General features: G+C 69.6%; 12 protein-coding genes. 10 read left to right on the forward strand and 2 right to left on the reverse strand.

Going from position 1 to position 18,026, the window contains the following annotated elements:
* Nucleotides 1-8: 8 nt before the first annotated feature.
* Both JOL79_RS16670 and JOL79_RS16675 read left to right on the forward strand, forming a co-directional pair.
* On the forward strand, nucleotides 9-1,145 hold the full coding sequence (locus JOL79_RS16670; RefSeq protein ID WP_210156731.1) for a sensor histidine kinase: 1,137 nt from the start codon (nucleotides 9-11) through the stop codon (nucleotides 1,143-1,145).
* Nucleotides 1,142-1,747: a response regulator transcription factor gene (locus tag JOL79_RS16675; protein ID WP_210156732.1), complete on the forward strand. Its 606-nt coding sequence runs from the start codon at nucleotides 1,142-1,144 to the stop codon at nucleotides 1,745-1,747. The genes JOL79_RS16670 and JOL79_RS16675 overlap by 4 nt, the downstream gene beginning before the upstream one ends.
* Before the next feature lie 144 nt (nucleotides 1,748-1,891).
* Here the strand turns inward: JOL79_RS16675 and JOL79_RS16680 are convergent, their stop codons facing one another.
* Nucleotides 1,892-2,326 (reverse strand): MarR family winged helix-turn-helix transcriptional regulator, encoded by a 435-nt coding sequence (locus tag JOL79_RS16680; protein WP_210156733.1) that lies wholly within the window; start codon nucleotides 2,324-2,326, stop codon nucleotides 1,892-1,894.
* A gap of 61 nt (nucleotides 2,327-2,387) precedes the next feature.
* On the opposite strand from JOL79_RS16680, the gene JOL79_RS16685 reads away from it, so the two are divergent.
* Together JOL79_RS16685 and JOL79_RS16690 are read left to right on the forward strand one after the other, a co-directional pair.
* A complete protein-coding gene (locus JOL79_RS16685) occupies nucleotides 2,388-2,738 on the forward strand; it encodes a hypothetical protein (protein ID WP_210156734.1) in 351 nt (116 codons plus the stop codon).
* Between the two features lie 2 nt (nucleotides 2,739-2,740).
* Nucleotides 2,741-3,040 (forward strand): YrdB family protein, encoded by a 300-nt coding sequence (locus JOL79_RS16690; RefSeq protein WP_210156735.1) that lies wholly within the window; start codon nucleotides 2,741-2,743, stop codon nucleotides 3,038-3,040.
* A 243-nt stretch (nucleotides 3,041-3,283) separates the two neighbouring features.
* Here the strand turns inward: JOL79_RS16690 and JOL79_RS16695 are convergent, their stop codons facing one another.
* Nucleotides 3,284-4,705 carry a non-reducing end alpha-L-arabinofuranosidase family hydrolase gene (locus tag JOL79_RS16695; protein ID WP_210156736.1) on the reverse strand — a complete coding sequence of 474 codons (1,422 nt, stop codon included), beginning with the start codon at nucleotides 4,703-4,705 and terminating at the stop codon, nucleotides 3,284-3,286.
* A 685-nt stretch (nucleotides 4,706-5,390) separates the two neighbouring features.
* Between JOL79_RS16695 and JOL79_RS16700 the strand changes: the two genes are divergently transcribed.
* The 6 genes from JOL79_RS16700 (at nucleotide 5,391) to JOL79_RS35440 (ending at nucleotide 17,962) form a co-directional block, all read left to right on the forward strand.
* Nucleotides 5,391-6,506, forward strand: a complete 1,116-nt coding sequence (locus JOL79_RS16700; RefSeq protein WP_210156737.1) for a winged helix DNA-binding domain-containing protein — start codon at nucleotides 5,391-5,393, stop codon at nucleotides 6,504-6,506.
* Nucleotides 6,507-6,599: 93 nt separating this feature from the next.
* Complete coding sequence (locus tag JOL79_RS16705; RefSeq protein ID WP_210156738.1) at nucleotides 6,600-7,118, forward strand: hypothetical protein; 519 nt, start codon at nucleotides 6,600-6,602, stop codon at nucleotides 7,116-7,118.
* 79 nt (nucleotides 7,119-7,197) lie between these two features.
* Nucleotides 7,198-7,749, forward strand: coding sequence for a hypothetical protein (locus JOL79_RS16710; RefSeq protein WP_210156739.1), 552 nt, complete (start codon nucleotides 7,198-7,200; stop codon nucleotides 7,747-7,749).
* The gene (locus JOL79_RS16715) at nucleotides 7,746-11,411 is read left to right on the forward strand and encodes a P-loop domain-containing protein (protein ID WP_210156740.1); all 3,666 of its coding nucleotides are present in this window, start codon (nucleotides 7,746-7,748) and stop codon (nucleotides 11,409-11,411) included. The genes JOL79_RS16710 and JOL79_RS16715 overlap by 4 nt, the downstream gene beginning before the upstream one ends.
* Nucleotides 11,412-11,969: 558 nt before the next feature.
* Nucleotides 11,970-13,415 carry an endo-1,4-beta-xylanase gene (locus tag JOL79_RS16720; RefSeq protein ID WP_307848561.1) on the forward strand — a complete coding sequence of 482 codons (1,446 nt, stop codon included), beginning with the start codon at nucleotides 11,970-11,972 and terminating at the stop codon, nucleotides 13,413-13,415.
* Nucleotides 13,416-13,846: 431 nt separating this feature from the next.
* Nucleotides 13,847-17,962, forward strand: coding sequence for an Ig-like domain-containing protein (locus tag JOL79_RS35440; protein ID WP_210156742.1), 4,116 nt, complete (start codon nucleotides 13,847-13,849; stop codon nucleotides 17,960-17,962).
* The last annotated feature ends 64 nt before the right edge of the window (nucleotides 17,963-18,026 follow it).

An 18,026-nucleotide genomic window follows, 5' to 3' on the forward strand; every position in this document is an offset into this window, starting at 1 on the left:
GGCCGATCATGAACTCCACGTCCGCGCGGCGGCTCGGAATCGCGCTGATCGTTCTGATCTCCGTCGGCTACACGATCATCCCCCTCGTGGTCTCCCTCGCGACCACCTCCGCGTCGCTCAACGCCCGACTGCTCATAGTGCTGACCGCTTTCTACTGGCCGCACTTTCTTCATGTACGGCAGGCGTTCGCGGGTACCCGATCCCGCCGGCTCCTCGCGACACTGGCAGTGCAGGTGGTCGCCACCTACCTGCCGGAGGCCCTCGGGTTCACCAGTTGGTCCGCCGGAACCGCGCCGCTCCTGGCCGGGCCGGTGCTCCTGCTGCTCCCGCTGCGCTGGGGCGGCGTCCTGGTGATGATGATGGCGGCGGTGGAGTTCTGGTGGCTTCAGGGCATCTTCCACAACGTGACCGGCTCGTTCTTCTACGCCCTCACCATCCTTATCACCGGCGCCATGATCTACGTCGTCGTGCGACTGGTCCGGGTCACCGCCGAATTGGAGCAAGCGCGGGCCGACCTGGCGGAGGCGGCGGTGCTTAAGGAGCGGTTGCGGATCTCCCGCGACCTGCACGACGGGCTGGGCCACAGCCTCACCGCGATCGCGTTGAAGGGCGACCTGGCCTCCCGGCTCATGGACCGCGATCTCCCCTCCGCGAAGACCGAGGTCGGCATGCTGGTCCAGGTAGCGAGGGAGGCCGCGCAGGAGGTGCGTCAGGTGGCTCGCGGCTACCGGCGGTTGTCGCTCGCCGGTGAGGTGCACCGGGCCGCGGCGATGCTGGAATCGGCCGGAATCGGCTGCCAGATCGATCTCGCCGAGACCACCCCTTCCCGCGAGCCGGACGAGGCTCTCGCCTGGGCCGTGCGCGAGGGTGTCACGAACATCCTGCGGCACAGCCGCGCCACCACCTGTTCGATCACCACCTCGAACCTTGCGGGACGCACCCACCTGGAGATCGTCAACAACGGCCTCCCACCTGATGACGCGCAAACCGCTACGGACCCGGTCGGTGATGGGCCTGTCGGTGCCCAGCCTCATGGTGGTGGGCTGGTCGGGCTGGTGGAGCGGGCTGCGCATGTGGGGGGCACGGTTGAGGCCGGGCGCACGTCCGAAGGCGGATTCCGGTTGACGATGGAGGTGCCGACGTGATCCGCGTCCTCCTGGCCGAGGACATGCTCATGATCCGGGCCGCGCTCACCGCCCTGCTGCGCCTGGAGTCCGACCTGGAGGTGGTGGCCGAGGTGACGCGCGGGGACGAGATCGTGCCCGCCGCGCTGCGGGTGCGGCCGGACGTGGCGATCGTCGACATCGACCTGCCCGTGCTGGACGGCATCAGCGCCGCCGCGCAACTGCGGGAGGTGCTCCCCTCCTGCCGCATCCTGGTGCTGACCGCGATGGGCCAGCCGGGTCAGGTACGGCGGGCATTGTCGGCGGGCATCGAGGCGTTCCTGGTCAAGGACGCCCCCGGCGACCGCCTGGCCGACGCGATCAGGCGCACGGCAGCCGGGCTGCGGGTGCTTGACGCGGAACTGGTGGCCTCGGCGATGGAGCACGGAGAGAGCCCTCTCACTCCGCGCGAAACCACAGTCCTCCGCGAAGCCGCCCGAGGGGCCTCCGCCGAGGAGATCGCCGCCCGGCTGCACCTGTCGGCGGGCACCGTACGCAACTACCTCACCGGCGCGATCACCAAGACCGGCGCCCGCAACAAGATCGACGCCATCCGCGTCGCCGAGGACGCGGGCTGGCTGTGATCCTCGGTCACGACACCACACAAAGACCAGCCACACCGACCGCGCCCCCGCAACCGCACCCCCCTCCACACAAAACTCCAGTGCAGGCCGCAGGCGCACTCTGGAATCCCGCCGGGTCACCTGTGCGATGTCACACGACATCACTCAGGAGGGGAGCCCAACACCGGCGGCGAGGCGGCCGAGGGTGTCGTGCAGGGCCGCCCGCTCGGATGCCGCCAGCGACGCGGTGATCTCGTCGTCGAGCTCGCCGGCGGCAGCGGCGCACCTGGTCAGGAGTGCGGCACCGTGCTCGGTCAGGGTCAGCGTCTGGCGGCGGCGGTCGCCGGGGTCGCGCACGCGCTCGACGGCGCCCAGGCGCTCCAGGTGATCCGCGAGGGCGACCACCAGGCTGGGCGCGACGCCGAGGCGGGCGGCCAGGTCCTGCTGGGAGGCGGCGACCGTGCCGCTCTTCAGCGCGGCCATGAGGCCCACGTGTTTCGGCTTCAGGTCGTAGGCCTCGATCTTGGAAGCGAAGCGCTCCTGCATGACCGCGCCGAGCGTGCCCAGCCGGAAGGCGATCGTCTGCTTGACATCGTTCATGGCCTGAATGATACAGTCAGGCCAATTGATTCAGGGCATGAACGATTCTTGAGGAGAATTAATGGATATCGTGCTCGTCGTACTCAACGTCCTCGCCTCCCTCGGAGCAGCGGGGTCCAGCGTGGCGGGCGTCATCAAGCCGGCCCTCGGGCTCAGGTCTGACGAGGAGACCACCGCCGGTGTGCACTTCTACACCCGGGCGTACGCCGCGCGGGCCCTCCCGCTGGGACTGGTCACCGCGTTCGTCCTCGTCTGGGGGCCCTCGGCCGCGGTGGTCCCCCTGCTCGTCGTCTCCGGGCTCGCCCAGGTGGGCGACTCCGTGCTCGGCATCATGCGCCGTGACCCCGGCATGGCTCTCGGCGCGGGAGCCTTCGCCGTCATCCACCTGCTCGCCGCCATCCTGTGGAGCTGACCGTGGATCTGATCTGGTTCGTCGCGGAGATGGCCGTCTACGTCTCCGTCGGCTACTGGGGCTTCGCCCGCACCACCTGGCCACGCCGCCTGGGCATGGCGATCGGCGGCATCGTCCTGTTCGCCACAGTCTGGGGCCTCTACTGCGCGCCCCTGGCCACCTTTCCGCTGGACGGAGCCGCCAAGGTCGCGGTCGAGGCCGCCTGGTTCGCCGCCGGAGCGGCGGCCCTCGTCGCCGCCCGCCGCACCCGAACGCGAGGGCGGCGGCCGACGGTCCGGCCGCCTGGCGCACCAGGGCGGTAAGCACCCTCAGCGGCCGTGGAACCGCCAGAAGCGCAGCGTGAACAGCTCTGTCCGGAAAATGTCACGCGGGGAGTCCGGTTCGAAGTCGTTTTCCACCGTCTCGCGTCCACGTCGACCGAGCGTTCGGCGACCGGGCCTTTTACGTGACAACGGCGGGCTCGGTGTTCACACCGAGCCCGCCGCTTCGACCTCACCGGGTCCTGATCAGGAACGCCCGATCGGGGTCCGGTCCGGGTCAGGCCATTAGCGCTGCAGGGTCAGCAGACCCGGCCGGTACGGCAGGAGGCCGTAGTCGACGCCGTTGGAGTTGGTGGCACGGCCCTGGTAGAGCAGCTGCAGGTTGCAGGGGTCAACCGTCTTGGTCTGGTCGGGGTTGTTGCGGACCAGGTCGCCGTGGCTGATGTCGTTGGTCCAGGTGGCGCCGCTGTTGGCCTTGCCGGCGAACGGGTTGCTCTCGGACGTGGCCTGCGGGGTCCACGAGCCGCTCAGGCTGGTGGCCGTGAACGAGCGGAAGTAGCGGCCCTGCGAGCCGATCGCCTCGACGATCATGAGGTACTTGGTCTGGCCCTGGAGCTTGTAGACCTCGACCGCTTCGAACAGGTTGTTCGTCGAGTCGCTCATGATCTGGGTGTAGTTGGAGCCGAAGCTGCCGGGGAAGTTCCCGATGGGCATGCTCTGCCGGTAGATCTTGCCGTTGTCGCCGGCGAAGAACAGGTACATGTTCTGGTCGTCGCCGATGAGCGTCTGGTCGATGGGGCCGGTGCCCGAGCCGGAGATGCTCGCGGTGGACAGGGTCTGCGCCGACGACCAGCCGTTGGGGTTGGTGGGGTCGCTCGACGTCCGGTAGGAGAAGGCCGTCCCGCCCCACTGGTAGGCGAGCACCCAGATGTTCTTGGGGGCGAAGTAGAACAGGGTCGGCGCGACGGTGCCGGAGTTCATCCCGGTCTGGGTGGCCGAGGCCATGTCGGACCAGTTCGTGAACGTGCTGAAGGCCATCGAGCCCCAGCTCGACCCGTTGTCGTGCGTCGTCGCGTAGACGAGGTGCTTGCCGTTGTAGACGACGTTGGTGAAGTCCTTGAGCGAAACCCAGCCCGACTTCGGAGTCGCCAGCGCGCCCGTCGAGGTCCAGCGGTACGTCGACGGAAGATCACACGTGCCGGTCGGCGGCGGCGACGAGGACGGGGACGCCGAGGGGCTGACCGGGGTTCCGGTGTTCCACTTCTGGTTGGTGCCGCCGTGGCAGGTCCAGATCTGCACCTTGGTGCCGTTGGCGGTGCCGGCGGCGGCGACGTCGAGGCACTTGTTCGCGCCCACCGCGGTGATGGTGCCGTCGGAGTTGAGGCGCCACTTCTGGTTGTTCTGCCCGTTGCAGTCCCAGATGATCACGCTGGCGCCGTCCGCGGTGCTGCCGCCGTTGACGTCGAGGCACTTGCTGCCGTAGACCCGCAGCTCACTGGCACTGGTGGTGGTCCACTGCTGGTTGGCCTGGCCGTTGCAGTCCCAGATCTGCGCCTGCGCGCCGTTGCTCTGCGAGACACCGGTGACGTCCAGGCACCGCCCCGATCCCACCCCCACCAGCGGCGTGGTCGCCGCCGAGGCCGGTGCCGACCACGTGAGAGCGGTAGCGAGGAGGGTCGCCAGCACGGCGGTCAAACGCACCGACATGGCGACCGGCGAACGCCATCGGCCGGTAGCGGAACGAAGGGGGGGTGAATCCATGGTTACTCCTGGGGGGTGGGTACGAGGCGGAGTGGTTCTGTGTTCATCCGGCAGGAGGCGGCAGGAGCTGGTACGTTTCGCTGAGTCGCTCCCTAACCTTCGGCGGTGGTCGAGGCAGCGGGCGAACCACCTGTCGTCACCTGGAGATCGTCGGTCTGGGTGACCGATGACACGCCGGTCCGGAGGCTCCGGTGTCCTACTGCCGGCAACGGTCCCGGGCCCGGGGCGTTCAGGGCGCCCCCTCCCGGTGTCGGCCACGCCCGGGACGCGTTTGCGGTGGTGCGCAACCGCGGACCGCCTCCAATCACGGAGACCCTCCTTCACGGGGCCGGGGCGTGTTATCGCTAACACATGTCCGCAGCACGAAGTTCGCGTCCGCGGGTGCCGATGCCGGTGGTAATGGCGGAGCAAACTAGGACCCGGCAGGGTGCGTCAAGAGGAGGATCGGGGGCTCCGGCGACGCCCCGACCTTCTGGAGCGCGCCCATCTGCGTTTACCGGCCTGGCCCTCACCGTGCGGGAGACGGCCCGTTATGAAACTTTCAACGAGCGCGTGCCGTCGGCCCATCGTGGCCCGCACACGGCCCGAAGTTGTCGTAGGCCGTCGTTACGCTGCCCGCGAGGAGGCGGTAATGGATCAGATCACCCCGGCGCGGGCGCTCACCCTGCGGATGGCCGGCCTGCTGTTGCGGGACCGGCATGACGGCACGGACCGGCCGGCTGACGTGGCCGACGTGGTGACCTGGCTCGGCGCGATGCAGGCGCAGGACCTGGCCAGCGGCCTGTGGTCGTTCGGCGTGCGTCTGCCTGGCCACACCGTCGGCGACGTGACCTCCGCGCTGGAGCGGCGTGAGGCGCTGCGCACCTGGCCCATGCGCGGCACCGTCCACTTCGTCCCGGCGCGGGACGCCCACTGGATGCTCGACCTGATGGGTTCGCGGGCCCTGGCCGGCGCGGCGAGGCGTCGCCAGTTCCTCGGCTTGAGTGACGAGGTCGCCGACCGGGCGGTGGAGGTGCTGGGCGCGGCGCTGGCCGGCGGCGGCCGCCTGACCCGGTCGCAGTGCATGGCCGTGCTCGCCGGCAAGGGCATCGAATCCGCCGGTCAGTTCGGTTACCACCTGCTGTGGTACGCCAGCCAGCGCGGTGTGCTGTGCATCGCCCCGAACATCGGCAACGAGCAGAGCTTCGTGCTGCTCGACGAGTGGGTTCCCGAGCCGCACCGGCCCGACCGCGACGAGGCGCTGGCCACCATCGCGGTGCGGTATTTCCGCGGCCACGGGCCGACCACGAGACAGGATTTCGCCGGCTGGACCGGGCTGACCATGGCAGACGTCAAGCGTGGCATCGCCGCGGCCGGCGACCGGCTGGCCGGCGTGACCGTCGACGGCGTCGAGATGTACCTGGATCCGGCGCTGCTCGACACCGCGCCGGCCGCGATGGACGGCTGCGAGGTCCTCGTGCTGCCGGGGTTCGACGAGTATCTGCTGGGCTACAAGGACCGTTCGCTCATGCTCGCCGATGAGCACAAGGCGGCCATCATCCCCGGCAACAACGGCATATTCCAGGCGACCGTGGTGTGTGACGGACGCGTCGTCGGGACCTGGAAGCGGTCACTCGCCAAGACCACGGTGCGGATCGTCGTCGATCCGCTCGTGCCGCTGGGCAGGGCGGAGCGGCTCAGGATCGAGCAGGCGTTTGACGAGTACGGGCGTTTTGTGGGCCTTACGCCGGAGGTGCGCCTGCCGTAAGCCGTCGACGCCCCGCCAAGCCGGTGAACCCGCCACCCAGCCGAGTCGCGAAACGGGTAGTCGCCGGCCAAACGCAGCCGTACGCTCGCCGGCATGGCGGACATCGGCTATCTCGACGCCTGGGCGATGTGGCTGTCGAGAGATCCCGCGCTGCGGGACGCCCACCTCATCGGCCTGAGCATGGAGTGGTGGGGCCGCCTTGGCAAGATCGGAGCCTTCCTCGGCGGAATGACGGTGGTCCTCGACATTCTCGGCCCTGAACGGATCCGGGAGTACGGCGGCCGTATCCGGCGGCTGCCCCGTTCTCCGGCGAAGGGAGTGCTCGCCGCGGCGGCGACCGCGGGCGTCGCGCTCCTCACCAGCCTTGTGGGGATGGCGGCCGACATCGCCACCGGTCCTTTCGGCGGACGGGTCGCCCTGGTGGGTCTTGTGCTCCTGGTGATCCTTGCCGTCGTCTGGATAGCGCTGGCCGCCGCCCGAGCGAAGCTTTTCGAGAGCGCGTTGAACGGAATCGCCTGGATCCTGGAGCATCCGAGATCTCTCGAATGGTGGCGCGGGCTGAGTCTTCTCCTCCTGATCGCCGGATTCCATTTCGACCTGCTCGCGTCGTAGGCAAGGACCCAGGCATCGCGGCCGGAGCGTAACGCGCTCTTTCCGGGCGCCGACAGACAAGGGACGGGAGGGCGATGGGATGCCGGATTCGTTGACTCTCGGAGCGCTGGGGGCGGTGGCGCTCAGCGAGGGGATCAAGTTCCTCTACGACGAGGCGCGGGAACTGCTGAAACGGTGGCGGGAGAGACGGGACCGCGACGTGGTCGAGGTGCCGGGCTCCGCTGCCGAGGTGCTGGACGCCCCGCTGGCCGCGGCGGAGGTCGCGGACTCCGTTGTCGCGGAGAACTCCGAGTCGTTGACGTCGCTCCGCCGCGAGCTGATCGAGTACGCCGAGGAGGGGCGCGTGCCCGACCCGGGCGACCGCGGCCTGCTGGAGACGGTCGACGCTTTACGGCGGGTGCTTGAAGTCGCCTACGGCCAGCGGATCACGTTCAGGGGTGAGCAGCGGGAACCGACGGGCACGGGGATCGACGTGACCGTCGAGGCCGACGTGGTCGAGGGGTATCTGGCCGGTCTCCGGGCGCGCGGCGGGCTCGGCCCCGGCACGGAGGTCCACTCCCGGATGAGGGTCGGGCGGGTGTCCGCGGGAGGCGAGGCGGTCGGGGTCGACCTGGACGGCCGGAGCGGTTGAGCGCCGTGCCGGCCGCGGTGCCCGGACGCTCCGTCGTTCCGGATATCGCCGAGCTCGTGCCCCGGCCGTGGATCCTGGCCCGGCTGGATCGGTGGCTGCGGGAAGAGGACGGCCGGATCTTCCTGATGACGGGGCCGCCCGGGACGGGGAAGACCTGGTTCGCCGCGCAGCTCGTACCGCCCGAGGACGAGCGCGAGGCGCAGGGCGGCCACGAGGGCCGGCCGGAGGTGGTGCTGGCCCACTTCTGCGACGCGAGCGACGAGCGCACGCTGGACGCGCTGGACTTCGTCCGGGCGCTGTCGGGAGCGCTCGCCCGCCGCATACCTCGGTTCGCGGACGCGCTGGCGGCCTCGGCCGCGAGCGCGTCCGCGGTCATCACGATCAACAGCACGCAGACCATCGGCACGGTGGAGGCCGGGGCGCGGGTCGCCAATGTGCAGATCCGCCTGCCGAGGGACGTTCCCACCCGGCAGGCCTTCGCGCACCTGGTTCGGCGCCCGCTTGAGGCCGCCGTGGCGGACGGGTGGGACCAGCGACTGCTGGTGGTCGTGGACGACCTGTCCGCCGGGTACCGCTACGACGCCGAGGACACGATCGCCCACCTGATAGGGGTGGCGACCGACAATCCGGCGGAGCTGCCCGAGGTGCTGCGCTTCGTCGTGACCAGCAGGCCGGATCCGTGGGTGCTGCGCGACCTGCCGCCGCCGGCTCTGGACCTGCGGTCGGACCGGCCTGCCGAGGAGGAGGACATCCTCCGATACGTACGACGCCGGTTGCCTGCCGCCGGAGCCGCATGGCGGCTGTGGGCCGATCGCATCGCGGCGGCGGCCGACGGCAACTTCCTCTACGCCCGGCATGTGGTCGAGCTCCTGCTGGCCCGGGACGAGGTCCTGCCGGAGGCGCCGGCCGACCTGCCCGAAGGGCTGATCGATCTCTACCGGACCTGGTTCAGGACGGACATCGCGCGTTCGCGCGATCTGTGGTGGAAGCTCTATGAGCCGGTGCTGGCCGCCCTCACCGTGGCTCGCGGCGCCGGACTCACCCACGATCAGTTGTGCGGCATCACCGGCTTGCCGCGCTCCCGCGTGCGCCGCGTGCTGGAGGAGTGCGCGCAGTTTCTGCTCGGCGCGCCGCGGTCGGGGCCCGTCCGGCTGTACCACGACTCCTTCCGCGACTACCTCGCGCAGGAGGAGGTGCAGGTCGAGGAGGCGCACCGCGCCGTGGTCGAGTACTTCGCCCGCCGTCAGGGCGACGGCTGGCTCGACGCACCCGCGTACGCGTGCGACCACCTCGCCACCCACGCCGCCGCGATCGGCGAGCTCGCGGGCCTGGTGAACCGTCCGGAGTTCCTCGTCGTCGCGGAGCCCGTCGGCGTGCTGCGCGGACTCTCCCAGCAGCGGATCGTCGGCGGGTACGCCGAGACTTACCGGCGGGCCGGCTGGCTGCTCGCGGACCGCGACCGGAGCGAACGGGCGTCCTACCTGCAGACGGCGGCCTACGAGCTGGGTGAGGCGGAGGCCGCGACGGCGTTCGCCGGGCTGCCGCTGGAACGCCGGTGGCAGCCGTTGTGGGCCTCGATGCTCCGCCACCGTCCGGGACGTGTCCTCGGCACGCACCCGGGCGGTGTGCTCGACCTGCTGCCGCTCACGCGTCCGGACGGTACGACGGTCGTGACCGTGAGCGGGGACGGCACGGTGCGGTTCAGAGACCTGCGCACCGGCACGGTGAACGGCGTCGTTTCACTGCCGTCGGCCACTCCGGCCGCCCGGCTCGCGCTCCTCGGCGCCGTAGACGAGACCGTCCTGCTGGTTACGGCGCTTGATCTGGTGTGGCTGATCGACCCGGTACGGATGGAGGTGACCGGTTCTGTGCCCGCGCGGGCCGAGTCGCCGGTGACCTCGATGACCCCGATCGTGCTGCGGGATCGGGACGCCATCGTGCTCGGGTACGCCGACGGTGTCCTCCAGGCGGTCGATCCGGGTGCCGGCGAGCCGCTCACGGAGGCGGTGCCCGCCCACGAGGGCCCGGTGCTGTCGTTGACGGGAGGCTTCGACGACGGCGTGCTGTCCTGCGGGGCCGACGGCGCGGTGGCCCTCTGGGGCCTGGACGGAGAGGCCACCTGCCAGCCCGTGATCCGTCCGCCGGATCCACCCACCTGGTGCGCGGCGAGCCGGTTACTGATCGACGACGAACGCTTCGTGATCGCGGCCGGTTACAGCGACGGCGTGACGGACGTGATAGTCGGCGGACACGACGCGCCGGACAGGACGATCGGCTTCGGCGGCCACGAGCCGGCGGCCTGGCGGCTCGAGGCCGACTTCGCCTCCTCGGGTCTGGTCTGGCATACGAGGATGCACGAGCAGGGCGTGAACGGTTATGGGGATGTCCTGCGGGAGGTGCGCGATTCGCACCTCGGCGACTTGGACCCCGGAGACGGTCCGCCCGAGTCACGCGAGATCATTCTGATGTCCGGCGGAGTGACCTCCGTCGACCTCGCGGAGGTGGAAGGTCGCCTTCACATGGTCACGGGCGGGCAGGACGGCAAGGTCACGCTGATCCACCACCCCGACGAGGACGGGTCCGTGGCGGAGTCGTTGGTGCCGTGGGGGGAACCGGTCTCCACGGTCAGGTTCACCGAGCTGGACGGACGGCTCGTGTTGTTGTCCGGGGAGTCCGCGGTGGGCGGCACCATCCGTCAGTGGCCGCTGCGATCGGGGGCGGATCCGCTGCCGCCTCCGGTCGGCGAGCTGGCGGCCCCGGTGATCGGCTTCGACGGAATGGTCGACGAGTCGGGCCGGCAGGTCGTCGCGGTCGCGCTCGCCGACGGCTCCGTCGAGCTGCGTGAGGAGGACGGCAGGCGGCCCCTGGAAGCGGGCGGACTGGAGCCGGTGGGCGTCCGCCTGTGGCGCTGGGGGCGGTCGGTCTGTGTGGCCGCCTTCGGGCGGCACGGATCGGAGGCGGCCCTGCGGTTGTGGACCCCCGGCTCCTCCGGCGAGACGGTCGTGACCGACGTCCGCCTCGGCCGTCCCGGCACCGTCCACGAGGTCACGGTGGTGGGGGACGGCGGCCGGTTGCTCGCCGCGGGCGACTGGGAGGAGCCCGTTCTCTGGACGCTGGCCGCGGACGACGACCGGTGGGAGGCCGGCCCGTTGCCGGTTCCCGACGTGCATCCCCTCGCGGCCGGTATGAGCAATGTCGTGCGGTGGATGACGCCGGTGGCCGGTTCGCAGGGCCGCGAGGTCTTCATCGGTGGTCAGGCGATCGTGCACCACCTCACCTCCCAGGGGCATCGGATCCGCGCACACCTGCTCCTTCCCCAGACGAACGCGGTCTCGATCCCTCACGAGGGCGGGCGAGCACTGTTCTTCGGAGGCGGGTCCTCGGCGCGGGTGGAGAACCTGGACGACTCCGATGCCTCGACGGATCTCGACGCCCCTCCCGACAGCGAGGTCCTGGCGGTCGGAGCGCTGGAGGACGGCTCACTTCTGGCCGCGGGCACCGGCGACGGCCGGTTGCTGGTGTGGTGCGGGCCGGACCACCCCGGCCACCCCGACCATGTCGTTCAGCTCGGCTCACCGATCCGTCAGATCGCCGTACCCGCCCCCGGCAGCCTGATCGTGCGCACCGACCTGGGGATCCAGGCCCTCCGGCTCAACGCCTGACGCGACACCGCAACGAGCATGTGAATCGCCTTCTCCTCTCCATCGGACGGACGGAGGTGGTGGTTGGGCCGGAGCAAACACGAGGCGGGACGCACTGTCAACGCGTCAGAAACCCAGCACCACGGGCGCGTGTCAGGCGAACCGCCGTCCATCTGGACCGTCGAGGTCGCCTCACCGAGGCGCATACCGCGCCGTGATGAAAGTTACATCGCCTATGCGCGTATGCCCCACCGGCCGCGCATCGCAATATTTCGAGCTGTCGGAGCACGTGCGAGCCGACGCCCCACGAGGGCGATCCGAAACTTTTCTTAAACGTCTTGACACATTTCTGCGGAATTCACACACTGAGTCCCCGAGACGGTTCCCCCGCTCGGTGGTGGTGCACTGCGGGGGCAACCGTCCCTGACGGCCGCGTAATCGGCGTCCAGTGATGGGACGCGGCGTCGCTTTCACGGGATCTCCCCCCGTGTGTCCTCTTCCCGTTCGTTCAGCTATGGAGGCTCAGGCATGGGCGCAAACGCCTTACCCCCGTCTGGAAGCCCGCGATCCATCAAAACCGTGCGCCGGGCCCTGGTGGCCGGCGCCGTCGGTGTGCTCGGCGCCGCCATGGCGCTGACCGTGTCGGTTCCCGCCGGCGCGGCGGCGAGCACGCTCGGCGCGGCCGCGGCGCAGAGCGGCCGCTATTTCGGCACCGCCATCGCCGCCGGCAAGCTCGGTGACTCGGCCTACACCACCATCGCGAACCGCGAGTTCAACATGGTGACGCCCGAGAACGAGATGAAGATCGACGCGACCGAGCCCAACCGCAACCAGTTCAACTTCACCAACGGCGACCGGGTCTACAACTGGGCCGTGCAGAACGGCAAGCGGGTCCGCGGGCACACCCTGGCCTGGCACAACCAGCAGCCGGGCTGGATGCAGTCGCTGTCGGGCAGCGACCTGCGCTCGGCGATGATCAACCACATCAACGGCGTGATGGCCCACTACAAGGGCAAGATCGCCTACTGGGACGTCGTCAACGAGGCCTACGCCGACGGCAACTCCGGCGGACGCCGCGACTCCAACCTGCAGCGGACCGGCAACGACTGGATCGAGGTGGCGTTCCGCACCGCGCGGGCCGCCGACCCCGCCGCCAAGCTCTGCTACAACGACTACAACATCGAGAACTGGACCTGGGCCAAGACGCAGGGCGTCTACAACATGGTCAAGGACTTCAAGTCGCGCGGCGTGCCGATCGACTGCGTCGGCTTCCAGTCCCACTTCAACAGCAACAGCGCCTACAACAGCAACTTCCGCACCACGCTGCAGAACTTCGCCGCCCTCGGCGTCGATGTGGCCATCACCGAACTGGACGTCCAGGGCGGATCCGCCTCGACGTACGCCAGCATCACCAACGACTGCCTGGCCGTGTCACGCTGCGTCGGCATCACGGTGTGGGGCGTGCGCGACAGTGACTCCTGGCTGGGCGCGAACACCAGCCCGCTGCTGTTCGACAGCTCCGGCAACAAGAAGGCCGCCTACACCTCGGTGCTGAACGCCCTCAACGCCGCCGGTCCGAGCACCTCGCCCAGCCCGAACCCGCCGACCAGCCCGAGCTCGAGCCCGACGCCGGGCGGCGGTGGCAACGGGGCGATCAAGAGCGCCGCGTCCGGCCGCTGCCTGGACGTGCCCAACGCGAGCACCACGGACGGCACGCAGGTGCAGATCTGGGACTGCAACGGCCAGAGCAACCAGACGTGGACCTACACCTCCGCCCAGGAGTTGCGGGTCTACGGCAACAAGTGCCTCGACGCCGCCGGCACCGGCAACGGCGTCAAGGTGCAGATCTACTCCTGCTGGGGCGGCGACAACCAGAAGTGGCGGCTCAACTCCGACGGCACCATTGTCGGCGTGCAGTCCGGGCTGTGCCTGGACGCCGCCGGACAGGGCACTGCCAACGGCACCCAGATCCAGATCTACTCCTGCTGGGGTGGCAACAACCAGAAGTGGACATGGACTAGCTGATCAGGCTATTCCCGGCCCTCCGGTGCGGCGCGCCCCGCCGCATCGGAGGGCATTTCTGCTTTTATCCGCATTACGCCGCACTTGTTACGCTCATATTTATTCGGCGTTAACGATCAAGGTGCCGGGCGGCAGCACTCGCGCGCGGCGAAGGCCGCCCGGCCGATGGACATCAGCGCGCACTTCACCTCTCCCCTTCCTGCCTCGGGTCCGCTCGCGTAGCCACCTGATCAGGCATTAATTCGGCGGCGACCCTCTTGGGCCCGCCACAGGGACAGTCCGCGCCGCCAGCCACAAATGCGACGTCTCACCAAATAAGACGCTCTTATTACGAAACCCACCAGAAACGTTGGCTGGCTAACGTCCCGACTGCACCACTTCTCACTCCTTTATCGGGAGAGCTTGTGAAAGTACCAACACGGAGGAGCGCCCGCGTGCTTCTCCGGGTGATCGCTGCCTCATTGACGGTCCCCGTAGCGCTGACCGCACTGACCGCGACGTCCCCCGCCACGGCCGCCACGACGAAGGCGCCCGCGCCGAAGCCCACCCCGACGACGCCGGCGACGCCTTCGGCCGCCCTGCCGGACCCCACGGCCCGCGGGCCGTTCGGGCAGCAGGTCATCGAAGAGGCCAAGTTCGGCCTGGCGACCATCGAGGAGCCCAACTCCGACGGAGCCGCCCCGACGGCGGGGACGGCGCAGGCGCCGGAGCAGGTCGAGATTCGCGGTCAGCTCTACATGCCGGACTGGAGCCGGCGTACCAAACCCTCGCCACTGATCGTCCTGGTGCACGGCAACCACGGCTCCTGCGACGCCGGCCAGGACAGCGCGCACGCCACCTGCTCGCAGTTCAAGCACAACGAGGACGGCTACGCGTACCTCGCGGAGAACCTCGCGACCTGGGGATACACGACGTTCTCCGTGTCGCAGGACCAGCTGATGATGCGGCAGGACAACAACAAGGGCAAGGGCATGCACAACCGGCGCATGCTCATCGCCGCCACCCTCGACGCGATCAGCGCGGCCAACCGGCCCAAGGGCCTGCCCGTCGACGACCACACGACGATCGGCACGACGCTCTCCGGCCACCTCGACATGAGCCGCATCGGCCTGATGGGGCACTCGCGGGGCGGCGACGCGGTCGCGAACTTCCTCGACTACAACCGCATCCGCACCGACGGTCCGCGTTATCCGATCCGCGGCGTCATCTCACTGGCGCCGGTCGACTACGAACGCAAGGCCCCGTACGGCATGCCGTTCATGGCGATCCTGCCGATGTGTGACGGCGACGTCTCCAATCTGCAGGGCGCCCGGCTGTTCGAGCGCAGCCAGTACGTCAACCCCGCCGACCCCTTCCCGCGGATCCAGGTGGAGCATCTGGGCGCGATCCACAACTGGTACAACACCGTCTGGTACGCCGACGGCGGCGCGGACGGCCAGGGCAACAACGACGCGGCGTGCGGAAACTCCGCGCCGTTCGCCACCAACAACATCCACCCGCACAACCTGCGGCTGAGCGGTGCGGCGAGCTACACCGACCCGAACCAGAACTACGTGGTCGACAACTCCGACCCGCTCAACCCCGCGGTGAACACCAAGATCTCGGGCGACGCGGCGCGCATGGGCGACCAGGAGAAGCTCGGACTGGCGACGATGGCCGCCTTCCTCCGTCGCTACGTCGGCGGCGAGGGCGCGTTCCAGCCGTACATGACGGGTCAGCTCTCGAACACCTCCACCGGGCTGCAGGTCCCGCCGGCGGCCTGCCCCACCAGCCCGTCCGGCACGGCGATCCCGTGCAACCAGCGGGTCAACACGAGCTACTTCGCCGCGCCGCAGGAGCGGGTCGACGTGATACGTCCCGAGGTGAAGAACCCGCTCACGCTCAACGCCCTCGGCGGCTCCCTGAGCGGCAGCGGCTTCGCGGACCCGTACGCGCAGGCCGCGGGCGTCACGCCCAAGCCGGCCTCGACCGCGGGCGGGTTCGACTGGTGCAACCCGGAGCCGCAGGACTTCGCGCCGTCGCAGCTCGGCAAGAGCGGGCTGCCGGCCGCGGCCAAGCCCTGCCCGATCCCCGCGGCGGGCGCGCTCGGCGGCCAGAACGGCACCCGCGAGAACAGCCCGATCAACCACTCCTACGGCCGTCAGCTCACGCTCGCGTGGGACCAGGGCTCGGCCGCCACGCTCACGGCCCAGATCCCGGCCGCGTCGAAGGACATGCGCGGCCTCAACGCCCTGGCCCTGGACGCCGCCGTCAACTTCTTCGACACCCGCAACCCGGGCGCCGACAACCGCGGCGACAGCACCAAGGACACCACGGTGAACGGCACCCCGGACAACCCGGCGTGGCCGAACGAGCGGCCGACGTCGTACGACCCGGCCTCGACGACCCAGCACTTCGTGATCGCGCTGAGCGACACGGCCGGTCACGAGGGCACCGCCGACGCCGGAGACCCGCGCTGGGGCAACGCCCTGCACATGTCGACCGGTACGAACACGCCGAACACGCACATCGTCCTCGACCAGATCCGGGTCCCGCTCAGCGAGTTCGCGGCGCAGGGCGTGGACGTCGGCTCCCTGTCGAAGCTGGAGTTCCGCTTCGGTGTGGGTGACATGCCGAAGTCGGGCTCGATCGAGATGGCCGATGTGCGCTTCCAGGAGAGCGAGGCCGGGTCGAAGCTCCTGTCGGACGGGGACAAGGCGAACGGCGCCGGCTACGGCCGGTCCGCCCTCGGCGGCCCGGACCCGGCGACCTACCTCGCCGGCTACGACAACACTCCGGGCGACGTCAAGCTCAACGACGTGGTCGCGAACCCGCAGGGGAACACCACCTGGACGGTCGACGACGACAGGAAGCAGTGCCCGGACGCCCAGTTCACCTCTGTCCAGGCGGCCGTCGACTACGCGGCGCCCTGGGACACGATCGTGGTTTGCGAGGGCGTCTACCAGGAGTCGTCGACCCCGCTGAACAGCGCGTCCAACCCGGTCCAGACCGGCGCGCGGAACGGCCTTACCATCAACAAGCCCTTGAAGATCAAGGGCGCGGGATCGGACAAGGTGATCATCGAGCCGGACCAGTCCCTGGGGACGCTGGCGGGCGACCAGCCCTACCTGCGTGACGGCGGCGGAAACGTGATCACGGTGTCCAGGCAGTCGCTCGGTTCGACCGACACCAACGAGCTGTTCGTCGACATCTCGGGCGTGACGGTGACCTCGGGCAAGGTCTGGGCCGAGGCGGGCATCGCGTACTTCGGCGCGGCCGGACGGGTCGCGGACAGCGTCGTCGGTCCGATGAAGGTCGCGGCCGACGCGCAGGAGCTGGCCGCGCACCCGCACGGCTGGGGCGTCGTCAAGACCGGCGTGATCCAGGGGGCGAGCTCCGGCACGGTCGAGAGCGAGCTCACCGTCGCCGACAGTGTGATCACCGGCTACCAGTCGGGCGGCATCCTGTTCGACGGCGCCCGCGGCAAGGACGGCAGCCCGGACAACACCGTCCGGACCGGCATCCGCTACCACGGTTACGTGACCGGCTCGGTCGTCACGAGCACGCCGAACGGCCTCTTCCCCCAGGTCGGCGTCAAGTACACGAGCGGTGTGACCGGCTTCGTGAAGAACAGCCGCATCACCGGCAACTACTACTCGCCCGCGCCGGCGCAGTCGTACGGCATCCTGCTGACCGACGCAGGCACGGATGCGGCCGGAGGGCTCACCGCCTCCGGTGACGTGCTCACCGGGAACGGATTCGCTGTGTACAACGCGAACGCCGGCAACACCGCGGTGCGCGACGGCGCCCCCTTCACCGTGTCGGACAGCTACTTCGGCACGGGCCATGTGGTCACGGACGGCCCCCGTCCGGGCTCCGAGGCCGTCTCCGGCTCCGACAGCACGGGCAAGCCCACGGTCGTCGTCACGGGTGCGCGCCGGACGTCGCCGCGGGACGCGCCGACCGGAGCGGGTCGCGTCGACGACCAGGCGCCGACAGCCGAACTGGCCGACCCGGGAAGCGGATCGGAGCTCCAGGTTGGATCGGAGGTGCGTCCGCTGATCCGGGCCGGCGACGACTTCGCCGTCCAGTCGGCGACCCTGCTCGTCAACGGCGAGAAGGCCGGCACTGTCACCACCGCGCCGTACCAGTTCAGCTGGACGCCGAGCTCGAAGTCGGGCAAGCACGTCACGTTCCAGGCACTGGTCGTCGACTCGTCCGGGAACGCGACCCGCTCGAAGGCGGTGAGCTACACGGTGGCCCCCGCGCCCCCGGCCCCGACGATCAAGATCGGCAAGGTGGAGACCAACGCCAAGACCGGCACGGCCACGATCAACGCCACCGTGAACACGGCCGGAACGGTCACCCTGTCCGGCGACAAGGTGACCCCGGCCACCTACCAGGTGCGCGAAGGGTGCTCTTTCACGATGACCGTGACCGCCGCGCCCGCGTACCTCGAAACCCTGACCAAGACGGGCAAGCTCCCCGTCGATGTCACGATCATGTTCAAGACCGCGAACGGTCAGAGCGTGAGCCAGTCGCTCAATGTGACGCTGACCAAGAAGAAGTGATGCGATAGTTCTCGCACTCACCCGGAAGGGCCTTCCGCAAGGGGGGCCCTTCCGCTGTGCGGGG

Source organism: Microbispora oryzae (assembly GCF_017896165.1).
Classification (GTDB): Bacteria; Actinomycetota; Actinomycetes; order Streptosporangiales; family Streptosporangiaceae; genus Microbispora; species Microbispora oryzae.